26 protein-coding genes and 1 riboswitch are annotated in these 26,982 nt (G+C 46.3%); of the genes, 13 read left to right on the top strand and 13 right to left on the bottom strand.

Annotated elements, in window-relative coordinates; all coding sequences use genetic code 11:
- Positions 1 to 206 precede the first annotated feature (206 nt).
- From D0A37_RS07095 to D0A37_RS07070, 6 genes are all read left to right on the top strand, one after another.
- Positions 207 to 1,013 (top strand): PspA/IM30 family protein, encoded by an 807-nt coding sequence (locus tag D0A37_RS07095; protein WP_242722740.1) that lies wholly within the window; start codon positions 207 to 209, stop codon positions 1,011 to 1,013.
- A 107-nt stretch (positions 1,014 to 1,120) separates the two neighbouring features.
- Complete coding sequence (locus D0A37_RS07090; protein ID WP_242722737.1) at positions 1,121 to 2,518, top strand: ABC transporter substrate-binding protein; 1,398 nt, start codon at positions 1,121 to 1,123, stop codon at positions 2,516 to 2,518.
- 204 nt (positions 2,519 to 2,722) lie between these two features.
- Complete coding sequence (locus D0A37_RS07085; RefSeq protein ID WP_242722734.1) at positions 2,723 to 3,301, top strand: Uma2 family endonuclease; 579 nt, start codon at positions 2,723 to 2,725, stop codon at positions 3,299 to 3,301.
- A 38-nt stretch (positions 3,302 to 3,339) separates the two neighbouring features.
- A riboswitch (cobalamin riboswitch) is annotated at positions 3,340 to 3,484 on the top strand.
- 161 nt (positions 3,485 to 3,645) lie between these two features.
- Positions 3,646 to 4,086 (top strand): hypothetical protein, encoded by a 441-nt coding sequence (locus D0A37_RS07080; RefSeq protein WP_242722731.1) that lies wholly within the window; start codon positions 3,646 to 3,648, stop codon positions 4,084 to 4,086.
- Positions 4,087 to 4,105: 19 nt separating this feature from the next.
- Positions 4,106 to 4,972, top strand: a complete 867-nt coding sequence (locus D0A37_RS07075; protein ID WP_242722728.1) for an SAM-dependent methyltransferase — start codon at positions 4,106 to 4,108, stop codon at positions 4,970 to 4,972.
- A 237-nt stretch (positions 4,973 to 5,209) separates the two neighbouring features.
- On the top strand, positions 5,210 to 6,058 hold the full coding sequence (locus tag D0A37_RS07070) for an energy-coupling factor ABC transporter ATP-binding protein (RefSeq protein ID WP_242722725.1): 849 nt from the start codon (positions 5,210 to 5,212) through the stop codon (positions 6,056 to 6,058).
- A gap of 207 nt (positions 6,059 to 6,265) precedes the next feature.
- Here D0A37_RS07070 and D0A37_RS07065 read toward each other — a convergent pair whose 3' ends face one another.
- Positions 6,266 to 6,967, bottom strand: a complete 702-nt coding sequence (locus D0A37_RS07065) for a diacylglycerol/polyprenol kinase family protein (RefSeq protein ID WP_445242496.1) — start codon at positions 6,965 to 6,967, stop codon at positions 6,266 to 6,268.
- 205 nt (positions 6,968 to 7,172) lie between these two features.
- Here D0A37_RS07065 and D0A37_RS07060 point away from each other — a divergent pair, with 205 nt between their 5' ends.
- Both D0A37_RS07060 and D0A37_RS07055 read left to right on the top strand, forming a co-directional pair.
- The gene (locus D0A37_RS07060) at positions 7,173 to 7,454 is read left to right on the top strand and encodes a putative quinol monooxygenase (protein WP_242722723.1); all 282 of its coding nucleotides are present in this window, start codon (positions 7,173 to 7,175) and stop codon (positions 7,452 to 7,454) included.
- Positions 7,455 to 7,477: 23 nt separating this feature from the next.
- Positions 7,478 to 8,014 carry a DinB family protein gene (locus D0A37_RS07055; RefSeq protein WP_242722720.1) on the top strand — a complete coding sequence of 179 codons (537 nt, stop codon included), beginning with the start codon at positions 7,478 to 7,480 and terminating at the stop codon, positions 8,012 to 8,014.
- Between the two features lie 92 nt (positions 8,015 to 8,106).
- On the opposite strand, the gene D0A37_RS07050 is transcribed toward D0A37_RS07055, so the two are convergent.
- The 4 genes from D0A37_RS07050 to D0A37_RS07035 all read right to left on the bottom strand — a co-directional run bounded on the left by D0A37_RS07050 (position 8,107) and on the right by D0A37_RS07035 (position 11,913).
- Positions 8,107 to 8,289: a hypothetical protein gene (locus tag D0A37_RS07050; RefSeq protein ID WP_242722718.1), complete on the bottom strand. Its 183-nt coding sequence runs from the start codon at positions 8,287 to 8,289 to the stop codon at positions 8,107 to 8,109.
- Between the two features lie 37 nt (positions 8,290 to 8,326).
- Positions 8,327 to 10,000 (bottom strand): bicarbonate transporter BicA, encoded by a 1,674-nt coding sequence (gene bicA / locus D0A37_RS07045; RefSeq protein WP_242722716.1) that lies wholly within the window; start codon positions 9,998 to 10,000, stop codon positions 8,327 to 8,329.
- Between the two features lie 373 nt (positions 10,001 to 10,373).
- Positions 10,374 to 11,321 carry a glycosyltransferase family 2 protein gene (locus D0A37_RS07040; protein ID WP_242725411.1) on the bottom strand — a complete coding sequence of 316 codons (948 nt, stop codon included), beginning with the start codon at positions 11,319 to 11,321 and terminating at the stop codon, positions 10,374 to 10,376.
- Between the two features lie 121 nt (positions 11,322 to 11,442).
- Positions 11,443 to 11,913, bottom strand: coding sequence for a tetratricopeptide repeat protein (locus tag D0A37_RS07035; protein ID WP_242722714.1), 471 nt, complete (start codon positions 11,911 to 11,913; stop codon positions 11,443 to 11,445).
- Between the two features lie 76 nt (positions 11,914 to 11,989).
- On the opposite strand from D0A37_RS07035, the gene D0A37_RS07030 reads away from it, so the two are divergent.
- Positions 11,990 to 13,333, top strand: coding sequence for a glycosyltransferase family 4 protein (locus tag D0A37_RS07030; protein ID WP_242722712.1), 1,344 nt, complete (start codon positions 11,990 to 11,992; stop codon positions 13,331 to 13,333).
- A 34-nt stretch (positions 13,334 to 13,367) separates the two neighbouring features.
- Entirely contained in the window at positions 13,368 to 15,290 is a 1,923-nt protein-coding gene (locus D0A37_RS07025; RefSeq protein WP_242722710.1) for a hypothetical protein, read from the top strand.
- A 304-nt stretch (positions 15,291 to 15,594) separates the two neighbouring features.
- Here the strand turns inward: D0A37_RS07025 and D0A37_RS07020 are convergent, their stop codons facing one another.
- Together D0A37_RS07020 and upp are read right to left on the bottom strand one after the other, a co-directional pair.
- Complete coding sequence (locus tag D0A37_RS07020; protein ID WP_006635359.1) at positions 15,595 to 15,741, bottom strand: hypothetical protein; 147 nt, start codon at positions 15,739 to 15,741, stop codon at positions 15,595 to 15,597.
- Between the two features lie 320 nt (positions 15,742 to 16,061).
- Positions 16,062 to 16,697: a uracil phosphoribosyltransferase gene (upp, locus tag D0A37_RS07015; protein ID WP_242722706.1), complete on the bottom strand. Its 636-nt coding sequence runs from the start codon at positions 16,695 to 16,697 to the stop codon at positions 16,062 to 16,064.
- 601 nt (positions 16,698 to 17,298) lie between these two features.
- Between upp and D0A37_RS07010 the strand changes: the two genes are divergently transcribed.
- Complete coding sequence (locus D0A37_RS07010; RefSeq protein ID WP_242722703.1) at positions 17,299 to 17,871, top strand: DUF4360 domain-containing protein; 573 nt, start codon at positions 17,299 to 17,301, stop codon at positions 17,869 to 17,871.
- Here D0A37_RS07010 and D0A37_RS07005 read toward each other — a convergent pair.
- The 4 genes from D0A37_RS07005 to D0A37_RS06990 all read right to left on the bottom strand — a co-directional run bounded on the left by D0A37_RS07005 (position 17,836) and on the right by D0A37_RS06990 (position 21,747).
- Complete coding sequence (locus tag D0A37_RS07005; RefSeq protein WP_242722700.1) at positions 17,836 to 18,108, bottom strand: hypothetical protein; 273 nt, start codon at positions 18,106 to 18,108, stop codon at positions 17,836 to 17,838. The two genes, D0A37_RS07010 and D0A37_RS07005, sit on opposite strands and share 36 nt — an antisense overlap.
- Entirely contained in the window at positions 18,089 to 19,336 is a 1,248-nt protein-coding gene (locus D0A37_RS07000; protein WP_242722698.1) for a URC4/urg3 family protein, read from the bottom strand. Before D0A37_RS07000 ends, D0A37_RS07005 begins: the two co-directional genes overlap by 20 nt.
- Positions 19,333 to 20,415: an adenylate/guanylate cyclase domain-containing protein gene (locus tag D0A37_RS06995; protein WP_242722696.1), complete on the bottom strand. Its 1,083-nt coding sequence runs from the start codon at positions 20,413 to 20,415 to the stop codon at positions 19,333 to 19,335. Before D0A37_RS06995 ends, D0A37_RS07000 begins: the two co-directional genes overlap by 4 nt.
- A gap of 84 nt (positions 20,416 to 20,499) precedes the next feature.
- The gene (locus D0A37_RS06990) at positions 20,500 to 21,747 is read right to left on the bottom strand and encodes a GTP cyclohydrolase II (RefSeq protein WP_242722694.1); all 1,248 of its coding nucleotides are present in this window, start codon (positions 21,745 to 21,747) and stop codon (positions 20,500 to 20,502) included.
- A gap of 418 nt (positions 21,748 to 22,165) precedes the next feature.
- Here D0A37_RS06990 and D0A37_RS06985 point away from each other — a divergent pair, with 418 nt between their 5' ends.
- Together D0A37_RS06985 and queC are read left to right on the top strand one after the other, a co-directional pair.
- Positions 22,166 to 23,500, top strand: a complete 1,335-nt coding sequence (locus D0A37_RS06985; protein ID WP_242722693.1) for a cytosine deaminase — start codon at positions 22,166 to 22,168, stop codon at positions 23,498 to 23,500.
- Between the two features lie 366 nt (positions 23,501 to 23,866).
- Positions 23,867 to 24,541, top strand: a complete 675-nt coding sequence (queC, locus tag D0A37_RS06980; RefSeq protein WP_242722691.1) for a 7-cyano-7-deazaguanine synthase QueC — start codon at positions 23,867 to 23,869, stop codon at positions 24,539 to 24,541.
- Between the two features lie 140 nt (positions 24,542 to 24,681).
- On the opposite strand, the gene D0A37_RS06975 is transcribed toward queC, so the two are convergent.
- On the bottom strand, positions 24,682 to 26,160 hold the full coding sequence (locus tag D0A37_RS06975) for a hemolysin family protein (protein ID WP_242722689.1): 1,479 nt from the start codon (positions 26,158 to 26,160) through the stop codon (positions 24,682 to 24,684).
- 67 nt (positions 26,161 to 26,227) lie between these two features.
- Positions 26,228 to 26,917 carry a hypothetical protein gene (locus D0A37_RS06970; RefSeq protein ID WP_242722686.1) on the bottom strand — a complete coding sequence of 230 codons (690 nt, stop codon included), beginning with the start codon at positions 26,915 to 26,917 and terminating at the stop codon, positions 26,228 to 26,230.
- Positions 26,918 to 26,982 lie beyond the last annotated feature (65 nt).

Below are 26,982 nucleotides of genomic sequence, written 5' to 3'. Positions count from 1 at the left end.
CTCGACTCCAAAACAGCATTATCTCGCTTCAGGGATTCTAAGTTAAAGAAATTGGAGTAATGACTTTAGTCCTTAAACCAGATTCGGAGGACTAAAGTCATTACTCCCAACACAAACATGACGCTGGATGACTAAATTTATCGCCGACATAACTGGCTCGATTCACACCAAAAATTGCAGATTTTACTCATCAAGGAGAAGGCAAAATGACTCAACAAAAACCCAAGAAAAATAGTCCCAACCCCACGGCTTTTATTGTGATCGGTATAACGGCGCTGGCCGCCCTCAAATTAATTCACGGGCTGTTGGGCAATCGCGCCAGTTACAAACTTAAAGCCGTGTGGAATTGGCTGTGGGGATTGTCCCCTGAACCTGACAGCAAAATGGCGGTGCAAGTTGCCCAAGAATCGCTGCACTCCATGCAGCAGTCGGTGCTTAAATTAACTGAATCTGTTGCCAAAATTTCTGCAAGTTATCAACAAGCAAAACAGAAATATGACAGCAAAAAGCAAGAATTTATGCAACTAGAACAGCAGGCAAGTCTAGCTAATTATCATGGCAATGAAGCAGCCGCACGTTTAGCGATGGGAAAAGCGATCGCCCTTGATAAATTGCTGCCAACATTAGCAGGACAAGTTGCTCGATCCGAACAAATCTTGATGGTCAATAAGGATAAATTGAATCGCGAACGCCAGCGTTTAGAAACTTACAAAATGGAACTACAAAACCTCAAAGATTTGTCAGAAGTAAATGAGGCCTTAGCGGATATTGCCAAAGTGAACGGCAGCGTCAGTACCGATTCAGCGCAATCGCAATTTGAAGAGGCACAGTTATCCATCCACAAGCGCTACTTGCAAACCAATGCCTTAGTTGAATTATCGGAAAATCCGGCTGAAAAACTGACGGCAGACCTCGACAACATGATGCTGGACGACGAGATTTCTCGCCGACTGCTAGAACTGAATTTGTACAATCAATCGCACGTTTTACCCGTTGAGGAGAATAGGAATTGACCGAGCGAGAATTGTAGGTTTTTTTCATCGTTCCCAGGCAGAGCCAGGGAATACCCGGAGGCTCTGCATCCAAACAGCAAACAATATCGCAATAAGAAGAAGAAATTATGTCTCAAAATACTAACACAACAAAAAGTCCGCCGCCCATTGTTTTTATTATCCTCGGCTTAATTGCGTTTGGCGCATACAAGTTCGTTCCCGGTTTATTCAAGGGAAAAAGCTCAGATACATCGGGAGCGATCGCAAATCGCATCAGTTTAGGAAATCAGATATTGCTGGCATCCCAAACAACAGCAGAAAAAAAAGCCGGCGTTGAAGCTTTTGCCAAGGGAGATTACCAAGCAGCCGTCAAAAATTTTCAGGATTCGCTGCAACAAAATCGCAACGATCCGGAAACCATTATTTATTTGAATAATGCCATTATTTATTTGAATAAGGGCACAGCCAGCAATGGTTCTTACTTAAAAATTGCTGTCAGTGTCCCCATTGGTAGCAACCCTAATGTCGCCCAAGAAATCCTCCGGGGTGTCGCCCAAGCTCAGGATGAAATCAATACTATCGGTGGTATAAACAGCGCCAAATTGCAAGTACAAATTGTCAACGATGACAACAGTCCAGAGGTTGTCAGAGATGTTGCAAAGACATTGACAAAAGATGCGAGTATACTAGCAGTAATTGGACACAATGCTAGCAACGCATCTCTAGAAGCTGCTCCGATATATCAGCAAGAAAAACTGGTAATGGTGACACCGACGAGCTTTGCCAATAATCTCTCAGGATTTGGCAGTTACATCTTTCGGACAGTCCCCAATATTAGCGTCATGGCGGCTCCCTTAGCAGAATATGTAGTTAAAACAGAACGCCAAACTAATATTGCGGTTTGTTATGACTCGCAAGCACCCGATAACATATCATTTAAAGATGAATTTGTTGCCTCTCTTACTGCTGCTGGTGGCAAATTAGTTCCCACTATTTGCGACTTTTCCTTACCCTCTTTTAATCCCAACACTGCCCTCGCCGATGCTGTCAGCAAAGGAGCACAAGCATTGATGCTAGCACCCCACATCGATCGCATCGATCGCGCCATCTCTCTGGCACGCAGCAATCAAGGCAAATTGCCACTCTACGGCAGCACTACGCTCTACACCTTTCAAACTTTAAAAGAAGGGCAAAGCGACGTTAACGGCTTAGTATTGCCCGTTCCCTGGCATCCTGAAACTAATCCCGGCAGCCGTTTCCCAGAAAATGCCCGCCAGCGTTGGGGAGGCATTGTGAATTGGCGAACAGCAACGAGTTTTGACGCGACTCAAGCTGTGATCGCTGGCTTGCGGCAAAGCAATACGCGGGAAGGATTGCAACAAGCACTCAGAAATGCGAGTTTTTCGACAGCAGGATCGAGCGAGGATGTGAAGTTTTTGGCCACGGGCGATCGGGCTGGTAAGCCGATTTTAGTGCAAGTTAAACAAGGAGGAAGCACTGGGTATAACTTTGTCCCGCTGCGGTAAGTTTGTTAAGTGCGATCGGGCAGGATGCCAACTTTACAATCAGCCTTTCAGGGGCGGGCAGGATGCCCACCCCACAATAAAATTCCCTCTTTGTGGAACAGGCATCTTGCCTGTTTCTTAGCATGATTAAAATCTACTTTTCTGTTGAATCAGCCAAATTTTTAAGATAAAATGAAATGAGTAGATTAAAGGAGAGCGTTGTGTATGATCGCGCCCGTTGAAACCAAAACCTACACGGCTGAGGAATATCTAGAATTGGAAATCAATTCTCAGGAGCGGCATGAATTTATCAATGGGGAAATTGTTCTGATGGCTGGCGGCACACCGGATCACAATGAAATTACCACTAATTTAGTTGTGGCGCTGAAACTGGCGTTAAAAGGGAAACCATATCGGACTTTTAGTTCGGATCAGCGGCTGTGGATGCCCCAGCTTAATAATTATACTTACCCGGATGTGATGGTGGTTGCGAAACCGATCGAGCTGCAATCTGGACGGACGGATACAATTACGAATCCGCTGCTCATTGCTGAGGTGGTGTCTAAAGGTACCAGAGCTTACGATCGAGATGAAAAGTTTGCTGCTTATCGCACTATTCCTAGTTTTCAGGAATATTTATTAATCGACCAATATCGGCTACAGGTGGAGCAATATTCTAAAACTGATGCGAATAAGTGGATTTTTTCGGAATATAGCTGTATGGGCGATCGGCTGAGTTTAACATCTGTTGCTGTGGAAATTGCGCTGGCAGATTTGTATGAAAATATTGAGTTTGGTCAATAGGCAGACGGGTTTTTGTCAAATATCCCCAATAGTGGTAATATCCCCGTATATCGATCGGCTCTGATGGAGAACAGCCATCAGACGTAAGGGGGAAAGTTCGGTGCGAATCCGGCGCTGTCCCGCAACTGTAAGGAGATTCTTGATTCTCTGAGTCAGAAGGCCCGCCGATTTGTTTACCTGTTGTTTTTCATCTGCGAGGTATGGATGATGGTGAGTTTATTATTTTTTTAATTATTGGATTGGGGTTTTTTAACCGCAGATATCAGCAGATAAACACAGATGAACGTTAATGTAATTCGATTTGTGTTCTGAAGGGTATCTTATTTTAAAGGAAATGAAAAGAAATGCGAATCGAAGATAGTGTTTGGCAGGGTAGTTTTGGCTACTGGCAAAACTTGTTTATTCATCAGAATATTTTGCCGATAGGACATACTGCTTGGAATGGTTTTTTGCATCAAGGGCGAGGCTTGGTTGCTTGCAAAATCCATACTCCCCTTAATGGCTCGGTGAATTGGAGCGTAGATACTATAAAGTACGATCTGCAATTTATTTCCGACTTGGAGGCAACCGTTTATTTGCAACAACTAGAAATAGAGGAAAACACTGTTTCAAATTTGCTCCAAATCATTGCTGGCTACGAACCCAAGGAAGTAATTATATTTTTGTCAATCGCCAATGGTCAGATTGATATCAATTTGTTGCAAAACTTGGCAATTTCTCCTGTTGAGTGCTATGAACAAGTATGCAAGCGCTGGGAAGAATTTCAACTCTGCCCTAAATCCTAAAACTTACTAAATTTTCCGAATGCCGCAGCCAAAATCAATCAAAATTTCCAAGGTAACTCGTTACCAAAATGCAGCGCTTAATTACTATTTGGGCCTGACAGATTCGCCCTACCTTCACTACGGCTATTGGGAAACCCTACCTGTGCCCGCTGACGAACTAACGATCGCACGATTGCGCCTTGCTCAGCAAGCTTATACTGTAAAACTGTTGGATGCCATCCCCAAAGGCACTCATACGATACTCGATGTGGGCTGCGGGATTGGCGGAAATGCGGCTTATTTACTCGATCGAGGTTTTGCAGTGGAAGGGATGGCACCCGATCCGTTCCAACAACAGCGCTTTCTTAAGTGTACGGGCGATCGGGCAATCTTCCACCTCACGAGGTTTGAAGACTTCAAAGCAACCCATTGCTACGATCTTATTCTCTTTAGCGAAAGTAGCCAGTATATGTCGGCTGTTGATATTGCTAACGGTGCCGCCAAAATCCTCAATCAGGGCGGTTACGTTTTGCTGGCTGATATGCTGCGATCTGATGCTAATTATACAGAGGGAATGTTCTCTAATTGTCATGTTGTTACGGAACTTCATGCAGCATTAAAGCAGGCTGGATTCACTTTAGTAAAAAATGAGGATATTTCCGCCCATATTTTGCCAACAATCGATTTGTATGTCGATACTTTCCGCCGATATGGACTAAATACAATGATCTATGTTGCAGATTTGATTGCGATCACTGTTCCCCCCGTCCACAAATTCCTGCTCTGGATATTTCGTCGCTGGTTCAAGAAGCTAGTGGTTGAAGGATTGGAAGCGGGTCAACTTTTTGAGCAACATCTCTGTTATGAAATGCAACTTTGGCAGTTGTCAAAATCAGATGAAGGCTGACACAAATATAGCAATCCTAAATCATTTGTGAATTTCTTACTCCCTCCCCTTGATAAGGGGAGGGTTGGGGTGGGGTAAAAAGTTTACGACTCCTGCAAGGATTGCTATACAATGGAAATCGGTAATCGGTAATTGGTAATCATTCATCGGTAATCGGTAATTGGAGGCATAGCCTCCGGGTATTTATTCCCAGGCAGAGCCTGGGAACAAGGCTATAAAAAATAAAAAATAACGAATATGTCTGAATGGATTCTCGAATTCGCTGGCACTTCCTACTCCTATCCCTGCGGTTCGCGATCGGCAATTCATGATTTAAACCTCAAAGTCCCCGCCGGGAAACGCTGTGGGCTGATCGGCCAAAACGGCTGCGGCAAAACTACCTTTTTTCTGTTAGCAAATGGCTTGTATCAACCGCAACAGGGAATCATTCGCTGGGAAGGTGAACCCTTTCGCTACGATCGCAAATCTTTGATGCAACTGCGCCAACAAATCGGACTCGTGTTTCAAAATCCCGAACATCAATTAGTAGCTTCGACGGTAGAAGAAGATATTTCCTATGGATTGTACAATTTAGGCTTAAGAGAATCCGAAATTGCTCAACAGGTGCAGCAGGCGATCGAGCAATTCGATCTAAGCGAACTCGCCCGCGAACCAATTCACAATCTCAGTTTGGGGCAGAAAAAGCGGGTTTCCATCGCCGATATCATGGTTCTCAAGCCCAAACTACTCCTGCTAGATGAACCTACCGCCTATCTCGATCCGCGTCACACCCGACAACTGATCGGTTTACTTCAACAAATTCACAGCGCCGGAACCACCATCCTTTTAGCAAGTCACGACCTGGATTTCATCTATCGCTGGGCTGATTGGGTGTTTGTAATGGATCGGGGAAAACTGATTTTAGAAGGAACACCGGAAACCGTTTTTGCTCAGCGGGATGTCTTGGAACAATTGCAGCTTGGCGTACCGCTGGCGATCGAGCTTATGGAGCAAATAAGGGCGATGTTTCCAACAGACGATCGCTCAAAAATCTCCGCTTTCGAGCAATGGCAACAACAAATTTTACAAGCACGTCGGCTGCTTTAACGAGACTTAGACAATTGATAATTGGCGTTGCTGATTCACGGTATGAATTACCTTTTCGCTTGAAGTTACAAAACTCACCAGACTTGGCTTATACCAATTGGGAAATCTGAAATTCATACCTGTATTCAGCCACGCCGTTTATAGCAATTGGGAAATCTTGAATTCATATCTGTATCCAGCAACGCCGCCCGTGGGGGTAAGTTCAGATTACACATTACCCATTATCAAAAATTGATTTAGGAAAAAGGCGATCGCCCCACTGCCGATCGGCACGGTCAGATTGTCAATTCCCAGCTTGGAAACCGACTCCAAAGTAGCAGCCGCCAAAGCTACAACAGCAGACACAGCCCAAGTTTGCCAAATATTGCCTTGAACCGTCAGCAAAATCAAACTGCTAACAGCAAAACTCACCAAATACATAGTTGCAGAACCTTCCCAACTCTTCTGTATTCCCCCAACTCGATAAATATGTTTGCCGTATTTCTGGCCGATGACAGCAGCCAATCCGTCGCCCCAAGTCATGACTAAAATGCCCAAAGCAGCGTACTCCTGATGCTGTAGCGGCCAAAACCAAGCTACGAGAACGCTGATACTAACAGCATAGAAAAAAGTCCCCAAACTCTTGCGGTTGATACTGTTAAGACTGGGCAAAATCGGAACTTGGTAAGAAATTAGGGCGATCGCACCTGCTAAAACCCCCGCCGAAATCCCCACCCAACCGGGTATTTCCAGCCACCAAGCCAGCAAAATCACATTTCCAGTACCGATGTGAACAACCTTCCGCGATACTTCAGGATCGACAGAAGTAAAGCGATTTAACCCTTCAGCTACCAATAAAATCACACCCAGCCAGACTCCCACGAGGGAAATTTGCAACCACACAGTCGGAATTTCAGAAAATATAGACACGATATTTAGGAAAAACTTATTTACATCAGGCACTCTTTACTACTTTAATGGAAAGCCGATCGCTCTGTTCGGTGTTGGGAGGATTTTCTACCGTCACTACGGTATAATTTACTCGCTCTCCTGTGGTCGGCTTTGGAGACAAGGTGAGTTAGTCTAATAAAATTAGTCGTTTGAAGTTTTGAGAGGCTCAGAGAATCGGATTACTATGCAGTATGTCTTAATCATTCATGAAGTAGAAAATTATGAAGCTTGGAAACAGGTATTTGATGGTGCTGAAAGCATCCGAAAAGAAGCTGGCGAGCGCTCCTACCAAGTCTTGAAGTATGACAATGAACCAAACAAAATTGTTCATTTCTCCGCGTGGACATCAATCGCAGATGCTAGGGCGTTTTTTGAGTCGCCTAGACTGGTTAAAATTAGAGAAGAAGCGGGAGTTAAAGCTCCTGAGTTTATTTATCTAGAGCAATTAGAGTCAGGAGTATTGTGAAAGACCTATTTGTATAATGTAAGTTGTTCAAACTATGTGATTATGTTGTGAGTATGTACGACGGTAGCTACTACCAGCTAATGGCTGAGTACAATTGCTGGATGAATCAAAATCTATATTCGGTCTGCTCGGCAATTCCTGATGAACAGCGCAAACAGGATATGGGTGCCTTTTTTAAGTCGATTCATGGCACTTTGAATCACTTACTGTATGGTGACAAAGCATGGATGGGGCGTTTCACTCTTCACCCATTTTCTGGTACCGTTATCGGTCAAGAACTGTATGCTGAATTTGAGGTTTTGAGAGCAGAACGGGAGACAACGGATCGGCAAATTATAGAATGGTCTAGACATATTAATCCTGACTGGTTGAGTCAACCGTTTGAGTACACAAGCAATGTAGATGGTAAATGCCGCGTGCTACCGACTTGGGTTTTGGTGACACATATGTTCAATCATCAAACTCATCATAGAGGGCAAATTACTACACTACTCAAACAACTTGGGTACGACCCAGGCGTTACAGATATTCCGTGGCTACCCGCTATATCAATCGGATAATTTCTGGTTGTATAGCTACACGCCTGAAGACTCGGCGGTTAAAACCTGGTGTAAATTTGCCTCTGGTTCCAGCAGAGGGGGACTGAAGAAAATCAAGAATTCATATCAATTCCGGTTGCACGAGCGAGATGATTGTTGACTGTTGACTGTTGGCTGTTGACTAAAATTATGCTTTCGGGACACATGACTGTTTTGACATTTGAACAATACTGATGCAACCGGAAACGAGATGAAACGATCGCTCGATCCATAGAAATAGCAGGAGAAACTGGCACTCCTGCTAAATAACTATTTCAGCGAATTCGCGCCTTGTTACACCGGCACTCCCAAGGGGATGCCTTTGTTGTCAACCACAGCGACGGCTCGTCGTAAGGCTACGGTACGATCGCTCAGGACATGCTCTGGCGCGATCAGATCCAACAATCCCAACTTCTGCAAGCGCTGCTGAATTTTCTCGCTGGCACCGACGATGTAAACCTGCAAACCCTTATCGCAGGCATCGCGGATCGCATTTTCGATCGCCAGCGAAGCCGTCACCCCCAGCATCGGCACAGCAGTCAGATCCATCACCAAAGCATCCGCATCCTTCATAGCATTGTGTTCGCGGGAGATCGCCTTCGACAACCCAAAAATCATCGGGCCGCTCAAGCAGAACAGCAACACGCGCCCCTTACCCTGATCCAAGAGTTGCTTCTCCTCCTCGCTCAGGAGAACCTCATCATCCGTGTCGGAAATCAGCTTCACTCCCGCAGACTGCAAACTACTCAACCGTTCGATAGTCAGGATATTGGCAATAAAGACGCCTACACCCACCGCCACAATCAGATCCACAAACACAGTCAAAAACAGCACCCCGTACATGATCAGGGAACCCTTAACAGATACTTTGTGCGATCGTTTCAGGAAACTCCAGTCAAGGATATCAATCCCCACCTTCAGCGCAATCCCCGCCAACACCGCCATCGGAATCGGTTCAGTTAACTTCGCCGCCCCCAAAACCACCACCAGCAACACCAACGCCCGAGTTAAACCCGACAACGCCGAAGTCGCGCCTGTTTGGATATTGACCACAGTTCCCATCGTTGCCCCGGCGCCCGGTAAGCCACCGCAGATCCCCGACACGATGTTGCCAATCCCTTGACCGATCAACTCCTTATCGGACTTGTGCTCCGTCCGCGTCAGACTGTCCGCCACCACTGCCGTCAGCAAGGTATCGATACAGCCCAGCATCCCCAGCATCACCCCATCCACAAACATCACCGTGATTTGATCGGCGGAAAAAGTCGGCAATTGCAAAGGGGGCAGTCCCACCGGAATTTCCCCAATCCGGCGAATATCCGCGCCCTGAAACACAGTCATGGAAATTACCGTGCCGACAATCAGCGCTATCAATTGCGGGGGCACGATTTTCTTCACCTTTTTGGGCATCAGGAAAATAATTGCCACCGTCAAGGCACCCAGAATTGCTTCCGGCGGATTTACGTTCGCCAGCAACTGCGGAATTGCTAAAAAAGTACCCAAAACACCGCCTTTGGGCGGGGCTTGGCCCAGAAACGGTGCAATTTGCAGAATGATCAAAATCACGCCAATTCCCGACATAAAGCCGGAAATCACGCTGTAGGGCATCAGGGTGACGTATTTCCCTAGCTTGAAAATACCAAAGATGATTTGAAACAACCCCGCCAGCATCACAACGGTAAACGCCATTGCTAGCCCTTGTTCGGGATTGCTAGCGGTGAGGGATGCGACGATCGCAGTCATCACCACAGTCATCGGCCCTGTGGGTTCAGAAATCAGTGTTGGGGTACCGCCAAACAGCGCGGCAAAGAAGCCAACGCAAATGGCACCGTACAGTCCCCCGATCGGCCCGACTCCGGAAGCGACCCCGAAGGCGAGGGCCAGGGGCAGCGAGACGATCGCAGCAGTGACACCGCCGAAGATGTCGCCCTTGAGATTATTAAAACGAATCTGATTAGTTATTGACATGAGTGGTGCATTAATAAACTAGACAGAATTTAACAATGCTGGCTTTGATCCCTTCACCCAGTTTCAGGGCAAAAGTTTTCCCTAATCGCCTGACAGATAGCACAAGCAGGGCAGACCCAAGGAAAGGTCTGTAGTCGTGCCCGATCGATGTCAAACTCGTAAATACTTAATTTTTTAGTATTTCTTAATCTCTTAATTTAATGTAAAACGTGTCCGATCGAATTTTTATTTTTTCCGCCGACTCTCTCAACGATCCCCGGCAGGTTCTCGATCGAGCCAAATCTCAGTAAATCTCAAGCCCCGACAAAGCCCCGTACTCTAATCAACATTAATGTATTATCGCCTGCGGAAAATTAATAATTCTTATTGATGGTTATTTCATCAACTCCCGTACAATCTCAAACGCCCTGGGACGCAACTCAACTGGCAGCAGCGACAATCCCAAACCCGCCCACATTTTCGCCGCAGAAACAGACTTTCCTGCCCGCACCATCAGGCGCCCTTTTGCAGTTTCACCCACCTCAATCAGCCGCAAACCTAGCGCTAATTGAGTTTCTGCAATCCTTTTGAGCCTGACTGTTTCCAACTTCTCCGACTCAAACTCGTAGCCGGTCAAATAGCGCAATTTATCGCTTAAATACGGAATTGCCCGATCGACTCCTTGCTGTCCTGCATGAACTCGATACTCCATCAACAGCTCCGGCAAGAAGTAGCATTTTTTGCCCGCAATTGCAAGCCTCACAAACAAATCGTTATCTTCGCAATTTTGCAAATTCGGCCGCAGAAATCCGACTTCTTCCAGCGCGCGGCGACGAAACAAAGTCGCCCCTATTTGCAAACTCTGTCTCCGAAACACTGCTTCGAGCAAATCTTCAATAATTCCAGCCGACAACTCGGTGCGCCCCCACCGCTGCGAATTGAGTTTCGTCTGGTTTTCATCAATATAATTGTTAATGTCGATCACCCAGTGATCTGTACTGACAAAATCAATGCTGGGGTCTTTATCTAAAATAGCCGATGTCCGCTCTAGAAATTGCGCGCTCAGGCGATCGTCATCGTCAAACTTGATAAAATACTCGCCCCTTGCTGCCGCAAAGCCCGATCGCATATTATTACTCTTGCCGATATTCTGCGGGTGGCGAATGTAGCGAATCCCGCGATCGACAAATTCCGACATCAACAGAGGAGTGCTGTCAGTAGAACCGTCATCACAGATAATTAATTCAAAATCTGTATAAGTTTGATCTAGCACGCTGGCGATCGCACAAGCCAGCAGATGCACTCGATTGTAAGTAGGAATGCAAACGCTAATTTTCGGCACTAACTTAGACAATTTGAGATTTGAGATTACGAAAAAATTCTGAAACCATTGATTTTCTTTCTTCTTCCTTCTTTCTTCTTCCTTCTTTCTTCTTCCTTCTTCCTTCACTCCACAGTTAATTTTAACTCAAACGAGCCGTACACTCCAGAATTAACTTTTGGTTCACCAAAGCAAAAGGTTGAATTTCCAAAGCGCGACGAAAAGCTTGAATAGCATTTATGTATTCTCCCAAGGCAGCGTAGCACAAGCCCAGACCATGCAATGCCCCAAAATGCACTGGGTTCAGTTTGAGGACGATTTCGCAGTCCTCGATCGACTTTTTATAATTTCCTTGGGTATAGTGAAGTACGGCGCGTCGGTTCCAAGCTTCAGCAAAATCCGGCGCTTCCGCAATCAGTTTCGTCAGCAAATCCAAAGCGTGGTGAACATCGCCTGCATCCAGCGAAACTTGCGATCGCCTGAGAATTTGCATCCCATACTCACCCTTCTGGTTAAACCAAGTGCGCCAGAGTTCTGTAGTTGCCCGATCGCGAACACTTTCGTCGGGCTTTTTCAAGTCTTCGAGCAGCGCCTTAACAGATAATTCGTCCATAGGTGCGAAGATTGTTAAAAAGATTTTATCAATCAATTTTATCGCGCAAGCGGCAACTTTATTTATTCCACATCCCATGAAGATTTTGATGCTTTCCTCGACTTTTCCCTATCCGCCAAGCCGCGGAGGAACTCAGGTAAGGACGTTTAATTTATTGCAATACTTGAGTCAGCGCCATGATGTAATTCTCGGCACTGTGCGATCGCCCGATGTCACCGACGCACAAATCGACGCATTGCGACAGCAAGTCACAGAATTAGCAGTTTTTTCCAACCCGCGAGTACCCCCCCAACCCCCCCTTGTCAACGCGGGGCTAACTCTGCACCAGGGGCATGAGGAGGGCTTCTTGCCTCCCCCCCTTAACAAGGGGAGGACTGAGGGGGGGTTCTCTGAAATAATAGGAAAATTCCACAGATTTGGTCGATTTTTGCAATCAGGAACACCTCCCAACGTACTCTCAAGCTACTCCCAAGCAATGCAGAATTGGGCAGACGAATTGGTAACAGCAGGCAAATGCGATACTGTCACCTGCGAACACAGCGTTAACGAGATTTACGTGCGTCCAGAATGGCGGCAAAAACTGCTGACAGTGGCAAACATTCACAGTTCAGTTTGGGGAACTTGCAGGGAAATGTTAGCAACCGGCACCTCCGAAAAACCCCTGCGCGATCGACTAAATTTACCGCTACTCGCCCGCTACGAAAAACGCTACTGTTCCAAATTCTCGCGCATTGTTGCGACAACATCCACAGACAGAGAGCAACTCCTAGAATTGCTGTCGCCTCCGGTTCGGGTGCGAGGAAAACAAGATTTTTTTGTACCTCCCATAGATGTAATTCCTAACGGCGTGGATTTAACTCAATTTCCGTACCGGTCGATCGATCCGGGAGGACATACCTTAATTTTTGCAGGCGCAATGAACAATTTGCCCAATATTGACGCGGCGCGGTTTCTGAGTTTGCAAATACTGCCGCCTTTGCAGCAGCGCTATCCTGATGCTACCCTCACCTTAGTAGGGGCTTCGCCAGTCCCGGAAGTGCTCGCCTTGGGGGAACTTCCGGGAATTCAAGTAGTAGGCCAGGTGCAAAGGGTGGCAGAATATTTGCATCAAGCTGCTGTTTGTGTGGTGCCGATGCGGATTGGTTTTGGGATTAAAAATAAAACTTTGGAGGCGATGGCTGCGGGAACCCCCGTGGTTGGTAGCGATCGAGGTTTGGAGGGTTTAGCCGTCGATGGCGGCCCACAACTGATAAGGGCCTTGCGGGCGAACAAAGTTCAGGAGTATGTTGAGGCGATCACCAGTTTGTTTGAAAATCAGCAGCTAAGACAGGAGCTCTCTGTCAACGCTCGATCGCTCGTTGAAAGCCAATACACTTGGGATATCATAGGTCGGCAGTACGATCGGCTATTGCAATTTTAAACTCTAAATTCTAAAATCTAAATTCTAAAATGGGATGATGGAACACAAAATTAACCCCTCAAAAAATCGAGCCTTACCCCCAGAAAATCGAAAAGTTGCTCCTCCTCCGACAAGACGCCGTCGCCAAACCCGACGCCCCAAAAATCTTCAAGAGTCCCAGCTTCCAATACCTACTCCCCGAACTCGCGCCAGATATCCCTGGAAAAGACTGGTAGCTAATCTGACAGCCCTCAGCGTCTTGTGTGGCTGTGCAGCTTTGATGGGAGGCGGCGCTTGGCTGAGTTATCAGCTAATTGTCGATCCCAATGGCAACAGGTTGATCTCTCAGTTTGTGCCGGAATGGTCGCGCCTGCCTACAGGTAGCAGAGATTCGATCCAAACTCTCGATCAAATCAAAGCCAGCATCCGCAAATTGGGATTCGTAACCGGAGAACCCCTGCCTCTTCCCGTCGATCAATCCCGCGATAATTCTATTTCCGATTTGCTATTGCCGGTGATGGTAGAAAGAACTGTTAAGGCTTCTACTGTTTGCCAAAATCCTTGCCGTCAAATTGTCGAACTTCGGGTGTACAAGCGAGTACAGTTGCCCGATCGCAGTTCCGATAAAGAGCAGTATTTTCAGTTAGCAAGTTCTGTGAACGTAGAAGGCCCGGCGGAATCTTTTGTCATTACTTCTTTAGCTGACTCTACATCTGACAATCAAGCCTCGAATCAGTCCCTACCCCTAACAGAACTGCGCCGCTTTGACGGAAAGCCCCCCGCCTCTGGCATTTGGTTTAATGTCAGCGGTCAACTAAAGCGGGGCGACAAGAAAATTCCCTACGGACAAGTCGTTCGCTACAACCCCAGCCAAAATCATTTAATGCCACTGTTGGAGTGGGCGAGTGCGGCTGGACAACCGCCGAATTGGCAGCAAATTGTTAAGGGGGAAAACCCACAGTTGGCGATCGACCAAACAGTTGGTTTAGAGCCGCAATTTACCCTTTATCAAATTGGCCCGCGCAAATTTTTGCCGAACCCCGTTCAGTTAACCGCGATTTCTTTAGAAGAATTTGCCTTCAATGACGAGACTTACAAAAATGGGCTGCGACTTGCCAAAAGCGGGCTGTGGTCTCCAGCATTAAATGTTATGCGTGTGGCGAAGGGGAAAGCTGGCCAAAATTGGCCCGCCGTCGCGCAAGCTCAGCTAGAAACGATCGAATTTCACGCTAAAATTACTCGGGCTCAGGCGATCGCATCTTGGGCCAGTCCCGGTCAACAAGTTCTCGCAGAATTGATCGACGGCCGGTGGAGCGAAGCTTTGCAAGTATTTGAAGCCGATCCGAGCAACAGTCACGAAATTGCCACAACCCTCAAAAATGACGGCCGGCGGATCTGGAACCGCATAGACGCCGCCTTGAGAGTGAATGCCGCTGACGCCGATGTCAAGGCTTGGGGCGCCCTGATTATAGCTTCTCAAGACGGAGCTCGCGAGGCGATGAATTGGCTCGACCAGCAATCAGATACTGACAGCGAAACAAGAAATCGAATTCGGAATTTGGTCAACAAACTTCAGGAAGCAGTTTCTCAGGCTGAAAGTTTAGAAGCCCACAAAAGTCAAATTATGGGTTCTGCTACTTTAATTAACAGTATCAATCCCGCTGAGTGGCTGGAACCAGAACCGAAAAACGAGTTAAAATTGGCCGGAGAACAAGTTTGGTATCAGGTGCAAGTAGCGAGTTTTTACGATGGTAGCCGCTGGGTTAATTCGCCCTTTTCAGATGTAGAAGTGCGCTCTTTTCCTGCTACTCAAGTTAAGTGGCTCTGGGCGCGGCTGGGATTACTGGCTGACCCCAAGATTAAGATTGAGGTAGCGATGGCTAACGGTCAACAAAGAGTTGCTGTGGGAACGGTGAAAGCAGTGCAGATTCAAGACGGAAGTCTGCGCTTGCTGGCGGCGGTTGACAAGCGATCGTAATCTGGCAGAAAGCATTCGGCAGATAGAACAGTCCCGGAGGCACTCTTGACACAAAGAAACCGGGGTTTTTTACCATTTCTGCCGATTGCAACAGAAGTATTTTCGTAAAAAAACCCGGTTTCCTTCCACCCGTGCGTCCAAAACTAGGAATAAGGAAAATGCTTTCTTCTCCCCTTCCCCCAACTCCGAAAGAGGCGCAATCTCAAAACTCTTTCCCTCCCCACTTATCGCTCTTGGACAACCATGCAGACAAAAATTTTGTTAATTTAATTAACACAAGTTGCACACAAAAAACCCAGAGATGTCAAATCGCGCCCTTTTTAGAGAGTGCTGCAATCATCTGCCGTTTCACCGCTTTAGCCCAAAGCTCAAACTCCAAACTGTTGATATTGTTGATTTTCACTTCCTCAACAGGCTGAGTTGGGGCTTCTTTCTGTGCTGTAGTCTCCATTGTTTTTTTCCTCGTCCAAAAAATGTTAGTAGTCGATCACAAACGGTTAGCATCATACATCTATCTTATGAACTAATTCCTGCGATTAATTACACTAAAGGCAGAGATTTTACCCATAAGATGCAATAAATACATCTAGATAATGCAATTTACGAATTTAATGTAATAAAATCCTACAACCCTTGCTATATATAGGCTTTTCTTGACATTAAAATCTTACAATTTACATTGTATGGCACTATCCAACCACTACTTATGTTAGTAAAATTATTTTTTAATGAATGTATTGGCATATACAGCCCAAAATCATTTTATTGAATTCAGAGAGTGCCGTAAAGCCGATCGCCCGCATCTCCGAGGCCGGGTACAATATAGCCGTGCTCGTCCAAACACTCATCAACTGCCGCCGTATAAATCTGCACGTCAGGGTGTTGTTCGTGAAAGTGCTTAAGTCCCTCCGGCGCCGCCAGCAAGCACAAAAACTTAATAGACTTCGGATTAACTTCTTTCAGCCTATCCACTGCCGCCACTGCTGAATTACCAGTAGCCAACATCGGATCGACAATTAAAACATCTCGCTGTTCGATATCCTGGGGAACTTTGAAATAATATTCGATCACCATCCGAGTTGTCGGATCACGGTACCAACCAATATGTCCTACCCTCGCAGACGGAATCAGCTCTAAAATACTATCTAACAGTCCCTGACCTGCGCGCATAATTGAAATAATAACAATTTTCTTTTCTGCAGCTAGCACCGGTGCATTCATTTGGGCGATCGGCGTTTCTATTTGTTCGTATTTTAGCGGTAAATCTCGCGTCACTTCATACGCTAGCAGCATTCCAATCTCTTTCAGCAGTTGGCGAAATTTCGCCGTGCTCGTTTGAGTTTGTCGCATGAGAGTTAACTTGTGCTGTATCAAAGGATGGTCAATGACAGTAACTTTAGCACTCATTTTTTTGAATAATTAATTTGCTTTATTCTAACTTATCAGCCCTCAAGGAATTCTAGACGCAAAAAAACCTGGTTTCTGCCGCCCCTGCGTCCTGGACTACTTATATCAAACCCCTATTGAAAACACGAATATCGCGCGAATAAAATTACTTCTACACTTGCCTTTCATCCGCCCAGCGCGACACTAAGTATGCGAGGTTTGAAAATATACAAATATGTCATTATCTCGTTTCCTCTCCTTCCCGCACTCTTCCTAAGAACGCAGATCCGGGCCCAAAAGCCTCCCCACAGGTTTCGCTGTCTCGCGCTCCATCCAAGCCCATTAACACAGATCCGGAGCTTCGCCCCGAAATCTTCCGGAACTTTTACCAACAGATATGAATCTTAAGAAGTATCAACAAAAAACCTATTTTTTCGATTAATTCACTAATCGAAAAAAGCTGGATAGGAACTGCCCATGAGGTCATAAGCTTGGCTTGACTGGCTTTTCATCTTTCAACATGAAGGCGGTTATATCCAACTTTAAAACGCATTACCGAAATTCACTTCCATTTTTTTAGGGTGCTCCTAACACACAACTGAACTTATTAAGGAGAACATCCATGAAGTTTGTAAAACTATTGCTAGCTACGGCATTAATGACTGCTTCTATCAGCCCCGCCTTGGCTAATCCTGCCGTTCAAATTTTAGGTGCAAGCTATGGCGGTAGCGGTTGCCCCGATCGCTCTGCCAGCGTCAGCGTCAGCCCCGACGGTCAAGAACTCACCATCCTATTTGACAAATTTGCAGCCCAGGGAAATGTCTCAACACAAAGCCGGAAAAGCTGCAATCTGAGCATTCCCATCAAAGTACCCCAAGGCTACCAAATTTCTATCTACGATGCTGATTATCGCGGCTACGTTGCTCCCAAAACCACAGCCAACCTGCGAGCAGAATACTTTTTCGCTGGAGCGCGCGGCGCAGTTTTTAATCGGAATCTCAGCGGCGAAACTAACTACAATGTTCGAGATAGCTTAGCCACTGTAGCGAATGTTTGGTCTCGCTGCGGCGACAGTGTAAATATGAGAGTAAATGCTGCCATGACAGCCCGCGGTGCCGGCATGGCCACCGTTGACTCCTTCGATTTGGCTCATCGCGGTTTAGTTTATCATGTCAAATATCGCACTTGTCGCTAAGCAGCTTGTCGGGAGTGTAGTGTGAGGAATAGTTTTCAGGTTTGAATTTTGAATTTTGAGTTTTAAGTTGGAAGAGGGGATAATTTTCCCTCTTCCTTCTTGCTTCTTGCTTCTTCCCTCTTCCCTCTTCCCTCTTCCTTCTTCCCTCTTCCTTCTTCCCTCTTCCCTCTTCCCTCTTCCTTCTTCCCTCTTCCTTCTTGCTTCTTCCTTCTTCCCTCTAAAACACAGTGCCGTCACTTTCAATCTGAATTGGCGGCCCTCCACCAGCCCTCAATTCTGCCGCAATTTTCCGCCCCGCCGCCCAAGTTCCTCCTTGCAAAATCTTCACCAGCGGCAATTCTGTCGCACTCAAATGCAGCTTTTCTCGAATAGCTGCGGCAATTTTATCTAAAAGATTCACAGTCAGCGATCGCCATTCTACTATAACTTCCGAACCCGGCAAGTAACTCTGCTCAAAAATAGCCGAATCTTTGGCCCGCAGCAGCCCGATATCCAAACATAAACCGCCGTTGCGGTACTCAGGCAATCCCGTTAACTCATCCAATCCCGCGACTTCTAAACCAAGTTCTTGCAGCGGTTCCAACAGCGAATAAGTCAACCACTGGGAGAGTTTGTGAAACGGCACGAATTCATCTCCTAGATTTTCTCCTGTTAAAGCCGGATGTCGCCAAACATCGCCTAAATTAACGCCACCAATTGCATATCTTCCCGGCCAAATTTCCCCAAAACTTGTCAAAACAGCGTTCAACACGACCGTAGCATTCACAGTGTTGACTCCACAAACCCGATTGTCTAGCAAGTATTTTGCCAAATTGCCGGGACGCGGGTTTTCGCTGCCAAATAATAATGGGTGCTGACAAATCGCCTTTCCCAAACGCTGCAATAATTCTAATCTTCCTGTTAAACCAACTAGCGGATTGTCTCGACTTACCTGAAATCCAGCAGCTAAGGTTTCTAGTTTTAATTGAGAAAGTCCGCCAGAATCCGCTTGCCAAGGAAAATCGGGATTGCTAGAAAAAACACCTTGACAAAACATCCGCAAGCTGGCTATTGCTAACCCTTCAGAACGGCGGTAAATCAGCCCGGTTTCTGGTTCGCAATACTGCCAATCTGCACCAGCACCGGCATCGAGCAAAACGCTGATAATTGCTAAATCAAATTTGCTCTTAGCTTGCTCTATGAGCGCAAATTCTGCTAAAGCTGCATCCAATTCGGCGAGGCGCGGCAGGTTGCCGGCTTCAAAGTGTCGCCAGCGACTGTGAAAGGGAATGTTAAAATCGGGATACTGTTCCCGCGTTGTGTCAATTACATAATTTGCTGCTTTGTCGAGTTGGGATAAATCGACGCGGAAGTAGCGGAGTTTGTTCAGGCTGGCTAAATCAAAAAGCCGATCGCACTTTTGACGAATAGCAGCCGGCGTTCTCAGATATTCTACAGTCTCAAGTTCAATATTGTGCAACTTCATGTAACCAAACACCGATAAACATCGTTTTCTTGAAAAAAGTCAAACTGAGTGTAATCTAGAAGATTATCTAAAATCACATTTTTATCGATTTTGATCAGCTTATATTCCCACTTTGATCCGCTGACTTCGCGTTTTATTTGATCGGAAACTATGACCGAATTTCTTTCTCTCCCCGGAGATATTATTTTACTTAAATCTTCCAGCCTGTCGGCTATGTGAATATCTTTTCCGTAAGTGCAAGAGCGAAATATATATAAATTTCCCTTAGCAACTCCCACCGACAAACCGCAAGGTATTTGATTGGCGTGAATAAAAAGTTTCCAATTCTCGCACAAACTTTCCATTGCCGCTAAGGCTGAGTGAGCTTCCGGGAAAGTCAACAAATGCGAATCGCCAACAATACTCCGAATTGTGCCACCATATTCTTCGCAGATTGTTTTTTCAAAAGTATCAAAGTTGGTGAGCAAATATTCCACATCTTTGATAGAATTAGATTCTTGATAAGCTATAAAACCTCTCAAATCAGCTTTAATTATGGCTTGATTCTTGATGATTCGCGTTTTGTAACTTTGGTCAACTTTGTAAACTTTTTCAGGTTCGCTCATCCCTTTCAAAGAAAACTCGTTAACAAAAGACGTTTGCACTTCTGCTTTATTGAGCGCCAGCCATGCTGCTTGGGACAAATATATTTCATCCGGCGGAGTTACTGATTCTATGCGCGCTGTTAAATTCACAGTATCGCCAAAGATATCTTTATCTTGATGCAAGACATCTCCTAATGTAATCGACACGCGAATAGCCAATCGTTCGTCGTTTGCCTTGCTAGATTGTTGCGCTCTCAATTCTTGCTGCATTTCTATGGCTGCTACAGCCGCTGCTGTGACGCTGGGAAAAATTATCCAAAATGAATCACCTTCCCCTTTAATCACGCTGCCTTCATTTCTGGTGCTAATATCTGAAACAAAAGTTTTATGCTCGTTTAACAAACTACTCAAGTCCGACTGAGATAATTTTTTGACTCTGACGGTATATCCGCAAATATCTGTTTTTACGATCACAGTAGAACGCAAATTAGCCATAACCTACCCTGACTGATCAAAAACCAGCAATAATTTTATGTGGCCAAGACGCGAGAGTTCGCGTCCGATCGCGTCTTGGCCCTCTCAATCTCCTAAATCGCGTCCGATCGCTTCTGCAAGAATTGTAGCATCTGGCACAGGGTCTGGCGTGTAGTAGCCGGCGGCTTTTTTGGCGACAATTTCGACTTGTGCGTCTGCGGGAATCCAATCTTCTGGAATGGGGATGCGATCGACCACCTGAATGCCAGAATTGATAATCGCATTGTATTTCATATCGCTCATAGAAACTAAACTGTCTATTCGAGAGATACCCAACCAGTGCAGCACGTCTGGCATTAGTTCTTGAAACCGCATATCTTGAACTCCCGCAACGCATTCAGTGCGCGTAAAATAGGCATCAGCTCGATCGCCGCCTGCCTGCCGTTTTCTGGCATTGTACACCAAAAACTTAGTCACTTCCCCCAAAGCTCTCCCTTCCTTGCGGAAGTAAACAATTACCCCAGAACCGCCTGATTGTGCCGTTTCGATGCAAATTTCAATCCCATGTACCAAATAAGGGCGGCAAGTGCAGATATCGGAACTGAAGACATCTGAACCGTTGCATTCATCATGTACACGTACCGCCAACTGCTTGTCCGGGTCAGAAATATTCGCGACATCGCCAATAATATAAACCGTCGTTCCGCCAATTGGCGGCAAGAAAACGTGCAAGTCCGGCCGCGTCACTAAGTCCGAGAACATTCCGCCTGTTTGCTCGAACAGGACACGGCGAAGAACGCTTTCTTGGGCACCGATTCGCCGAGCAATTCCAGGCAAATACCACACCGGGTCGATCGCAATTTTAGTTACTGCTAAATTGCCACCTTCTTTGACTATTTTGCCATCAATTTGCACTCGCCCCTTAGCGATAGCATCTTGCAATTCCGGCATATTAATGTGAGCTTTAGTGACAGCAATTGTCGGTCGAATATCATATCCCTGCTGGAGAAATGAAGTATAAACTTCGCTGACCAAACCCCCAAACGGATCGAGAGAAACAATCAAATTGCGATCGCCCCAACTCGGGTGCGGCCCGATGTGTGCCGCCGGAGAGGTGTTGGTAAAGTCCGGGCGGTGATCTGCTTGGAGTGCGCCGGAAGCCACTGCTAGCGCGCGATAAACAGAGTAGGAACCCGAATGAGTGCCGATCGCATTCCGGTGAGACGATTTAGTGAGGCTGCCAATCACAGGCCCCCGTTGCAGCGGATCGATTTCTCCCCAGTAAATGGGATGAGGTTTTGTACCCGATCTGTCGGGATGGGATGTTAAAACTATATGCTTTGGTTTTGACACAGTTGTTTTTGGCTCTTGCTATGGATGCTGCTGTTAGTTGAAAGTCAAATGGCAAGTTGAAGCAGTGATTTATGATAGCAAAAGGATTCAGGGTCTGAAAGTATCCGGCATAGCCAAACTCGTGAAGCTGACTTGCGCGCTTTCCTCAAAAATATAAAAATTTTATATTTCTGCTTCAGCGATCAGGGCTGCCCTACCAACAACAAAGCTACATATTTAATCCAAGTTTCTTTAGCGATTCTATTTCATTTGTGCATGAGATTTTTTTGAACTAACCACAGAGGGCGCAGAGGACGCAGAGCCTCTAGTAAAGAGATAAAGAGGAAAATAGAGACGTTCACAATTCCTGCAAGGGTTGCTATAGTTACAACTGGTAGCGCTGAATTATCAAGAAAATACATACTAACTCACAAAATTAATGTTGCCAAGTACATCTAATTGTTGGCTAAAAAATAGTCGCGTACCCGCGTCTCTTCTAGAGATGCAATCGATCGCCCCGTCAGCTTCTACTGTCGCAACAACGGGGAGTGAGAACAATTTATGTGCGGTGGATATAGAAATTGCAGCGGGTACAATCGCCCAAATTATCCCAGCAGGTACAAAACCTGTATCCTCCTCTGGAGATATCTCAGTTGTAGATTTGCAGGGCGGCTTAGTTTGGCCTTGTTTTGTGGATATGCACACCCATTTAGACAAAGGACACATTTGGGAACGATCGCCCAATCCCGATGGAACTTTTGCCAGCGCGATCGAAGCAGTGGGCGCTGATGCCCAAAAAAACTGGAATGCAGAGGATGTTTACCGGCGGATGCAGTTCGGCCTCAAATGCAGCTACGCCCACGGAACCAAGGCCATCCGCACTCACATAGACAGCGCAGGCGAACAGGGAAACATTAGTTGGGGAGTATTTGAAGCCCTGCAAGCCGAATGGGGCGATCGGCTGATCTTGCAAGCAGTTTCCCTGGTTTCCCTCGACTATTTCCTGACACCAGCCGGCGAAAAATTAGCCGATCGCATTGCCCAAATCGGTGGCATTCTCGGCGGAGTCGCCTATATCAACCCCGACTTAGACAAACAACTCGATCGAGTTTTTGCCTTAGCCAAAGAACGAAATTTAAACCTCGACTTCCACACCGACGAAAACGACGATCCAGAATCAACAACACTGCGAGAAGTCGCAAAAACCGCCATCCGTCATAATTTTGCAGGTCAAATCATCTGCGGACACTGCTGTAGTTTAGCAGTACAACCCCCCGATTTAGTAACAGAAACCCTGGATTTAGTCAAGGAAGCAAATATTGGCATTGTCAGCTTGCCGATGTGCAATCTTTACCTACAAGACCGACAATCTGGGCGTACACCGCGCTGGCGGGGAGTCACGCTGCTGCACGAACTCAAAGCAGCAGGAATTCCCGTTGCAGTTGCTAGCGACAATTGCCGCGATCCGTTTTACGGATTTGGCGACCATGATGTTTTAGAAGTCTTTAATATGGCAGTCCGCATCGCTCATTTAGATAGGCCTTGGGAAGATTGGCCGCGCACAGTCACAAAAACACCAGCAGATTTAATGGGATTGCCGAATCTAGGAAAAATTGCCGTTGGTTTACCAGCAGATTTGATTTTGTTTAAGGCGCGAAAATTCAGCGAACTGTTATCGAGGTCACAGCGCGATCGCACAGTTTTGCGGCAGGGGAAAGAAATTGATACAACCTTGCCAGATTACCGCGAACTCGATGATTTATTAGCAACTTAAATCTGACATTTTGCACCAATATCAAGAACAGGCAAGATGCCTGTTCCACAAAAGATGAATTTTCGTTCTACTCGTTACTAGGCTCTGCCTGGTAACGTATATCTGGAGGCTCTGCCTCCAATTTTCCTGACCGTAATGCGAGGCAGAGCCTCTAGATATCGGTTCCCAGGCAGAGCCTAGGAACCAGTTAAACACGCACTATAGATTATCAACCAACGTCCCTTCTCTTTTCTTCCTTCGCGTCCTTCGCGTCTTCGCGGTTCGTTAAAAAAAATATCTTTCACCAAGCATTTAGCATTGCTATCTTGTCAATTTCCCACTAATTTGATATAAATATAAAAGCTAATTTTAGTGAGGATGTTTTAAGTGAAAGCAGTTATTTTATTGTCGGGAGGGCTAGATTCCTCAACAGTTTTGTATCAAGCCAAAGCCGACGGCTGCGAGTGTTACGCTATTTCCTTTGACTACAAGCAAAGACATCGGCGGGAGTTGGAATCAGCAAGGGCGATCGCACTTTCGGCAGCGGTTAAGGCACATCAGATAGTAAACTTTGACTTAACTCTTTGGGGCGGTTCCGCTTTGACGGATGATGAGATGGAATTGCCGATCGATCGCACTCTGGGAGAAATGTCTCAAAACATCCCAATTACCTACGTTCCTGCTAGAAATACGATCTTTCTCAGCTTTGCCCTCGCCTACGCCGAAACTCTAGAAGCCGATCGCATTTACATCGGTGTCAACGCTTTAGATTATTCCGGCTATCCCGACTGTCGCCTCGATTACATCCAAGCCATGCAGGAAGTATTTCGGTTAGGAACAAAGCAGGGTCGAGAAGGAAATGCTATTAATATTATCACACCTTTGATCGAACTTAAAAAGACAGAAATTATTCAATTAGGCAACAAATTAGGAGTACCTTGGGAGCACACTTGGTCTTGCTACGCAGGCGGGGAAAATGCCTGCGGCGTTTGCGATTCTTGTCGGTTGCGGCTGGCAGCTTTTGAGGAATTGAGGCTGAAAGATCCGGTGGCTTATGCTTAAACAGTATTCCGAGTCGGCGGTTGAAATTGCTCCTCCCTAAACTCTCGTTTCTCTCTAAGAGACTAAAGAATAAACGGGGTTGCTAACTCAGATTTGGTATAAAAAGTTGCGCTATTTTGATCGCCCTTTTCATCAAAATCTTAATGAGAAAATTTTCCCACACTACTCAACCCGCTATTCTTTCGCCCTTTCCCCACAACTTCGTCATCGGCTGCTGCAACTTCATCTAAAGCTCGATCGCCCGCCGCCCCTGACAACAAGTGAATTTGAAGTTGATCCAACCGCGGCCCGGACACAGAAACAACCGTAAGTTCCACATTTTCGCCGCGCCAAACTTCCCCCACCGCCGGCATTCTTTGCAACTGATAACTCAGAAAACCTCCGATTGTCTGATATTCGTCAGTTACTGGCAAATCCACATTCAATATTTGATTCACATCATCTAAATTTAACTGCGCTTGCACTAAAAAAGTGCGATCGTCCAATACTTGCAAAGCAATTTCTTTGCTGTCGGATGACTCGTAGCTGCGGCCGATAATTTCGGCTATCAAATCCCTCAGCGTCACTAACCCGGAAATGCCACCAAATTCATCGACTACGATCGCAATTTCTTCTGACGAACTCTGCATCAAAGGCAGCAGTTCCCCCAGCAGCATCATCTCCGGCACAAACCTCACCGAACCCATCCAAGTTACAATTGGCGTGTCGGGAGATAGCAAACCTTCAGCTAGGGGTTTTGCAAGTTGTTTGAAGCCAATAATACCGATAATGTCGTCTAAAGAATCTCCCGTCACGGGATAGCGGGAGTGGTTAGAAATCGCCATTTCGTCCAGCAAAGTTTGAAAGGTTGCCGTCTTGGGAAGTGCGACAATGCTAGGCCTCGGCACCATTACTTCTTCTACCCAAACTTCGCCAAATTCAAACACGTTGTTGAGCAATTCTCGCTTTTCTGCTTCCAAGCCGCTGGATTCGCTGGAAGTAGCTATAATTAATTGCAGTTCTTCGGGAGTAACCGGCCGATGCCTTAGATCGTATTCGATGCCCGCAAACCGCAACAGCGATCGAGTAGATTGATTGAGAAACGACACAAAGGGCTTGAACAAACGGGCAATCAATAAACTCGGAGGCCCTAAACTTCTGGCTAACTGTTCGGAATACAGTAAGGCTACAGATTTGGGAAAGAGTTCGCCCAGTACGATTTGCAGGTAAGCTAGCAACAAAAAAGTTACTATTGATATGCTAAAAGAATGAGCGATCGCCGACTTGATGTAAATTGGCAGTGGCAAATAGCCGATCGACATTCGCACTAGCACGGCGATCGTACTTTCCCCAATCCAGCCCAGAGCTAAACTAGAAAGAGTGATTCCCAACTGCATTGTCGAGAGCAATCGCTCGATACTTTGCTGCAAAGATTGCACAGTTAAAGCTGCAACGTCGCCAGCTTCCACTAACTGATTGATGCGCGATCGGCGTACCGTCACCATCGAAAACTCAGCCGCCACAAAAAAAGCATTAATCGCAATCAGCAACAGCACTGACAGCAACCGCGACAGCACCTCTGTCAAACTCATCGCGGGTAAATCAGATATCTCCTGCACTCTCGCCCCTAAAAGTGACACAATGCTCCCTAAAAAAACTTTCTCGATCAAACCTGAGAATCACTTTGGAGGTTTTGCTCCTTTTGTTTTACTTCGCCACTGGAATGCCAGATATTTGCAACTGAAGTTTTTGACCGGGATAATCTGTCAGCGTCAACGAAACTTCCTTAGCATTTTCTAGCAAAGCTGTGGGAATACTCACCGTACCGTAAAACACCTGCCCGTTGGGGGGTAGTTCCGCCGGCAAATCCTCGGCAGTCGCGCTCAGGGCCCGGCCACGATCGTCAGTGACGTTCAAGAAACTGTAGAGAAACCTCACAGCTTGGGAGCCTTCATTTTTCATGCTCACGTCTAGCAGCATGGAATTGTTGCGCTGACTGGCCGCGCTTACTTCCAGGGTTATTCCCCCGTCGCGACTGTTCAGGGGAAACTTGGCGCTGACATTTTGTGCAGCGGGTTTTTTGGCCGGGGCTGGTTTAGAGCTTGGCTTATCTGTTTTAGTATTTGCCCCGGCCGTTTTTTCGGGATCGCGACCTTCTACCCGTGCTTTGACGGTTGTGAGAATGTCTTTTTCTTTCAAAATTTTCACTTGGTCTTTGCTAGCCGGAGTTGCAGGCTTGCCGCTGCCAGCATTGTTGCTGGGACGAACATCGGGTTGAGTCGTTCCTTGCAAGGCTTCGCGGCCTATAGTAAATCCCCAAACAGAACTCGTCACGCCTGCTCCAAACATTAGAGCGAGCAGAATTAGAGTCAGCACTACCGTCGAATTCACTGCCATTGCCTATAAGTTTATGCCGAGTCGTAGAAACTGCTTTGTCCGGTCGATCAGCTCCAGCACAGTGG

This window comes from Microcoleus vaginatus HSN003, assembly GCF_022701255.1.
GTDB classification, from domain to species: domain Bacteria; phylum Cyanobacteriota; class Cyanobacteriia; order Cyanobacteriales; family Microcoleaceae; genus Microcoleus; species Microcoleus vaginatus_B.
The sequence above is the reverse complement of the archived record's forward strand: the minus strand, read 5'-3'. Positions and strand labels throughout refer to the sequence as shown.

Excerpts from the sequence above, each read along its gene's own strand:
- D0A37_RS06985 (WP_242722693.1), top strand. The coding sequence starts at position 22,166 with ATGTTGCCAAGTACATCTAATTGTTGGCTAAAAAATAGTCGCGTACCC.
- D0A37_RS07030 (WP_242722712.1), top strand. The coding sequence starts at position 11,990 with ATGAAGATTTTGATGCTTTCCTCGACTTTTCCCTATCCGCCAAGCCGC.
- upp (WP_242722706.1), bottom strand. The coding sequence starts at position 16,697 with ATGAGTGCTAAAGTTACTGTCATTGACCATCCTTTGATACAGCACAAG.
- D0A37_RS07080 (WP_242722731.1), top strand. The coding sequence starts at position 3,646 with ATGCGAATCGAAGATAGTGTTTGGCAGGGTAGTTTTGGCTACTGGCAA.
- D0A37_RS07095 (WP_242722740.1), top strand. The coding sequence starts at position 207 with ATGACTCAACAAAAACCCAAGAAAAATAGTCCCAACCCCACGGCTTTT.
- D0A37_RS07000 (WP_242722698.1), bottom strand. The coding sequence starts at position 19,336 with ATGAAGTTGCACAATATTGAACTTGAGACTGTAGAATATCTGAGAACG.
- D0A37_RS06970 (WP_242722686.1), bottom strand. The coding sequence starts at position 26,917 with ATGGCAGTGAATTCGACGGTAGTGCTGACTCTAATTCTGCTCGCTCTA.
- D0A37_RS07075 (WP_242722728.1), top strand. The coding sequence starts at position 4,106 with ATGCCGCAGCCAAAATCAATCAAAATTTCCAAGGTAACTCGTTACCAA.
- D0A37_RS07035 (WP_242722714.1), bottom strand. The coding sequence starts at position 11,913 with ATGGACGAATTATCTGTTAAGGCGCTGCTCGAAGACTTGAAAAAGCCC.
- D0A37_RS07020 (WP_006635359.1), bottom strand. The coding sequence starts at position 15,741 with ATGGAGACTACAGCACAGAAAGAAGCCCCAACTCAGCCTGTTGAGGAA.
- D0A37_RS07010 (WP_242722703.1), top strand. The coding sequence starts at position 17,299 with ATGAAGTTTGTAAAACTATTGCTAGCTACGGCATTAATGACTGCTTCT.
- D0A37_RS06995 (WP_242722696.1), bottom strand. The coding sequence starts at position 20,415 with ATGGCTAATTTGCGTTCTACTGTGATCGTAAAAACAGATATTTGCGGA.
- D0A37_RS07090 (WP_242722737.1), top strand. The coding sequence starts at position 1,121 with ATGTCTCAAAATACTAACACAACAAAAAGTCCGCCGCCCATTGTTTTT.
- bicA (WP_242722716.1), bottom strand. The coding sequence starts at position 10,000 with ATGTCAATAACTAATCAGATTCGTTTTAATAATCTCAAGGGCGACATC.
- D0A37_RS07025 (WP_242722710.1), top strand. The coding sequence starts at position 13,368 with ATGATGGAACACAAAATTAACCCCTCAAAAAATCGAGCCTTACCCCCA.
- D0A37_RS07060 (WP_242722723.1), top strand. The coding sequence starts at position 7,173 with ATGCAGTATGTCTTAATCATTCATGAAGTAGAAAATTATGAAGCTTGG.
- D0A37_RS07085 (WP_242722734.1), top strand. The coding sequence starts at position 2,723 with ATGATCGCGCCCGTTGAAACCAAAACCTACACGGCTGAGGAATATCTA.
- D0A37_RS07070 (WP_242722725.1), top strand. The coding sequence starts at position 5,210 with ATGTCTGAATGGATTCTCGAATTCGCTGGCACTTCCTACTCCTATCCC.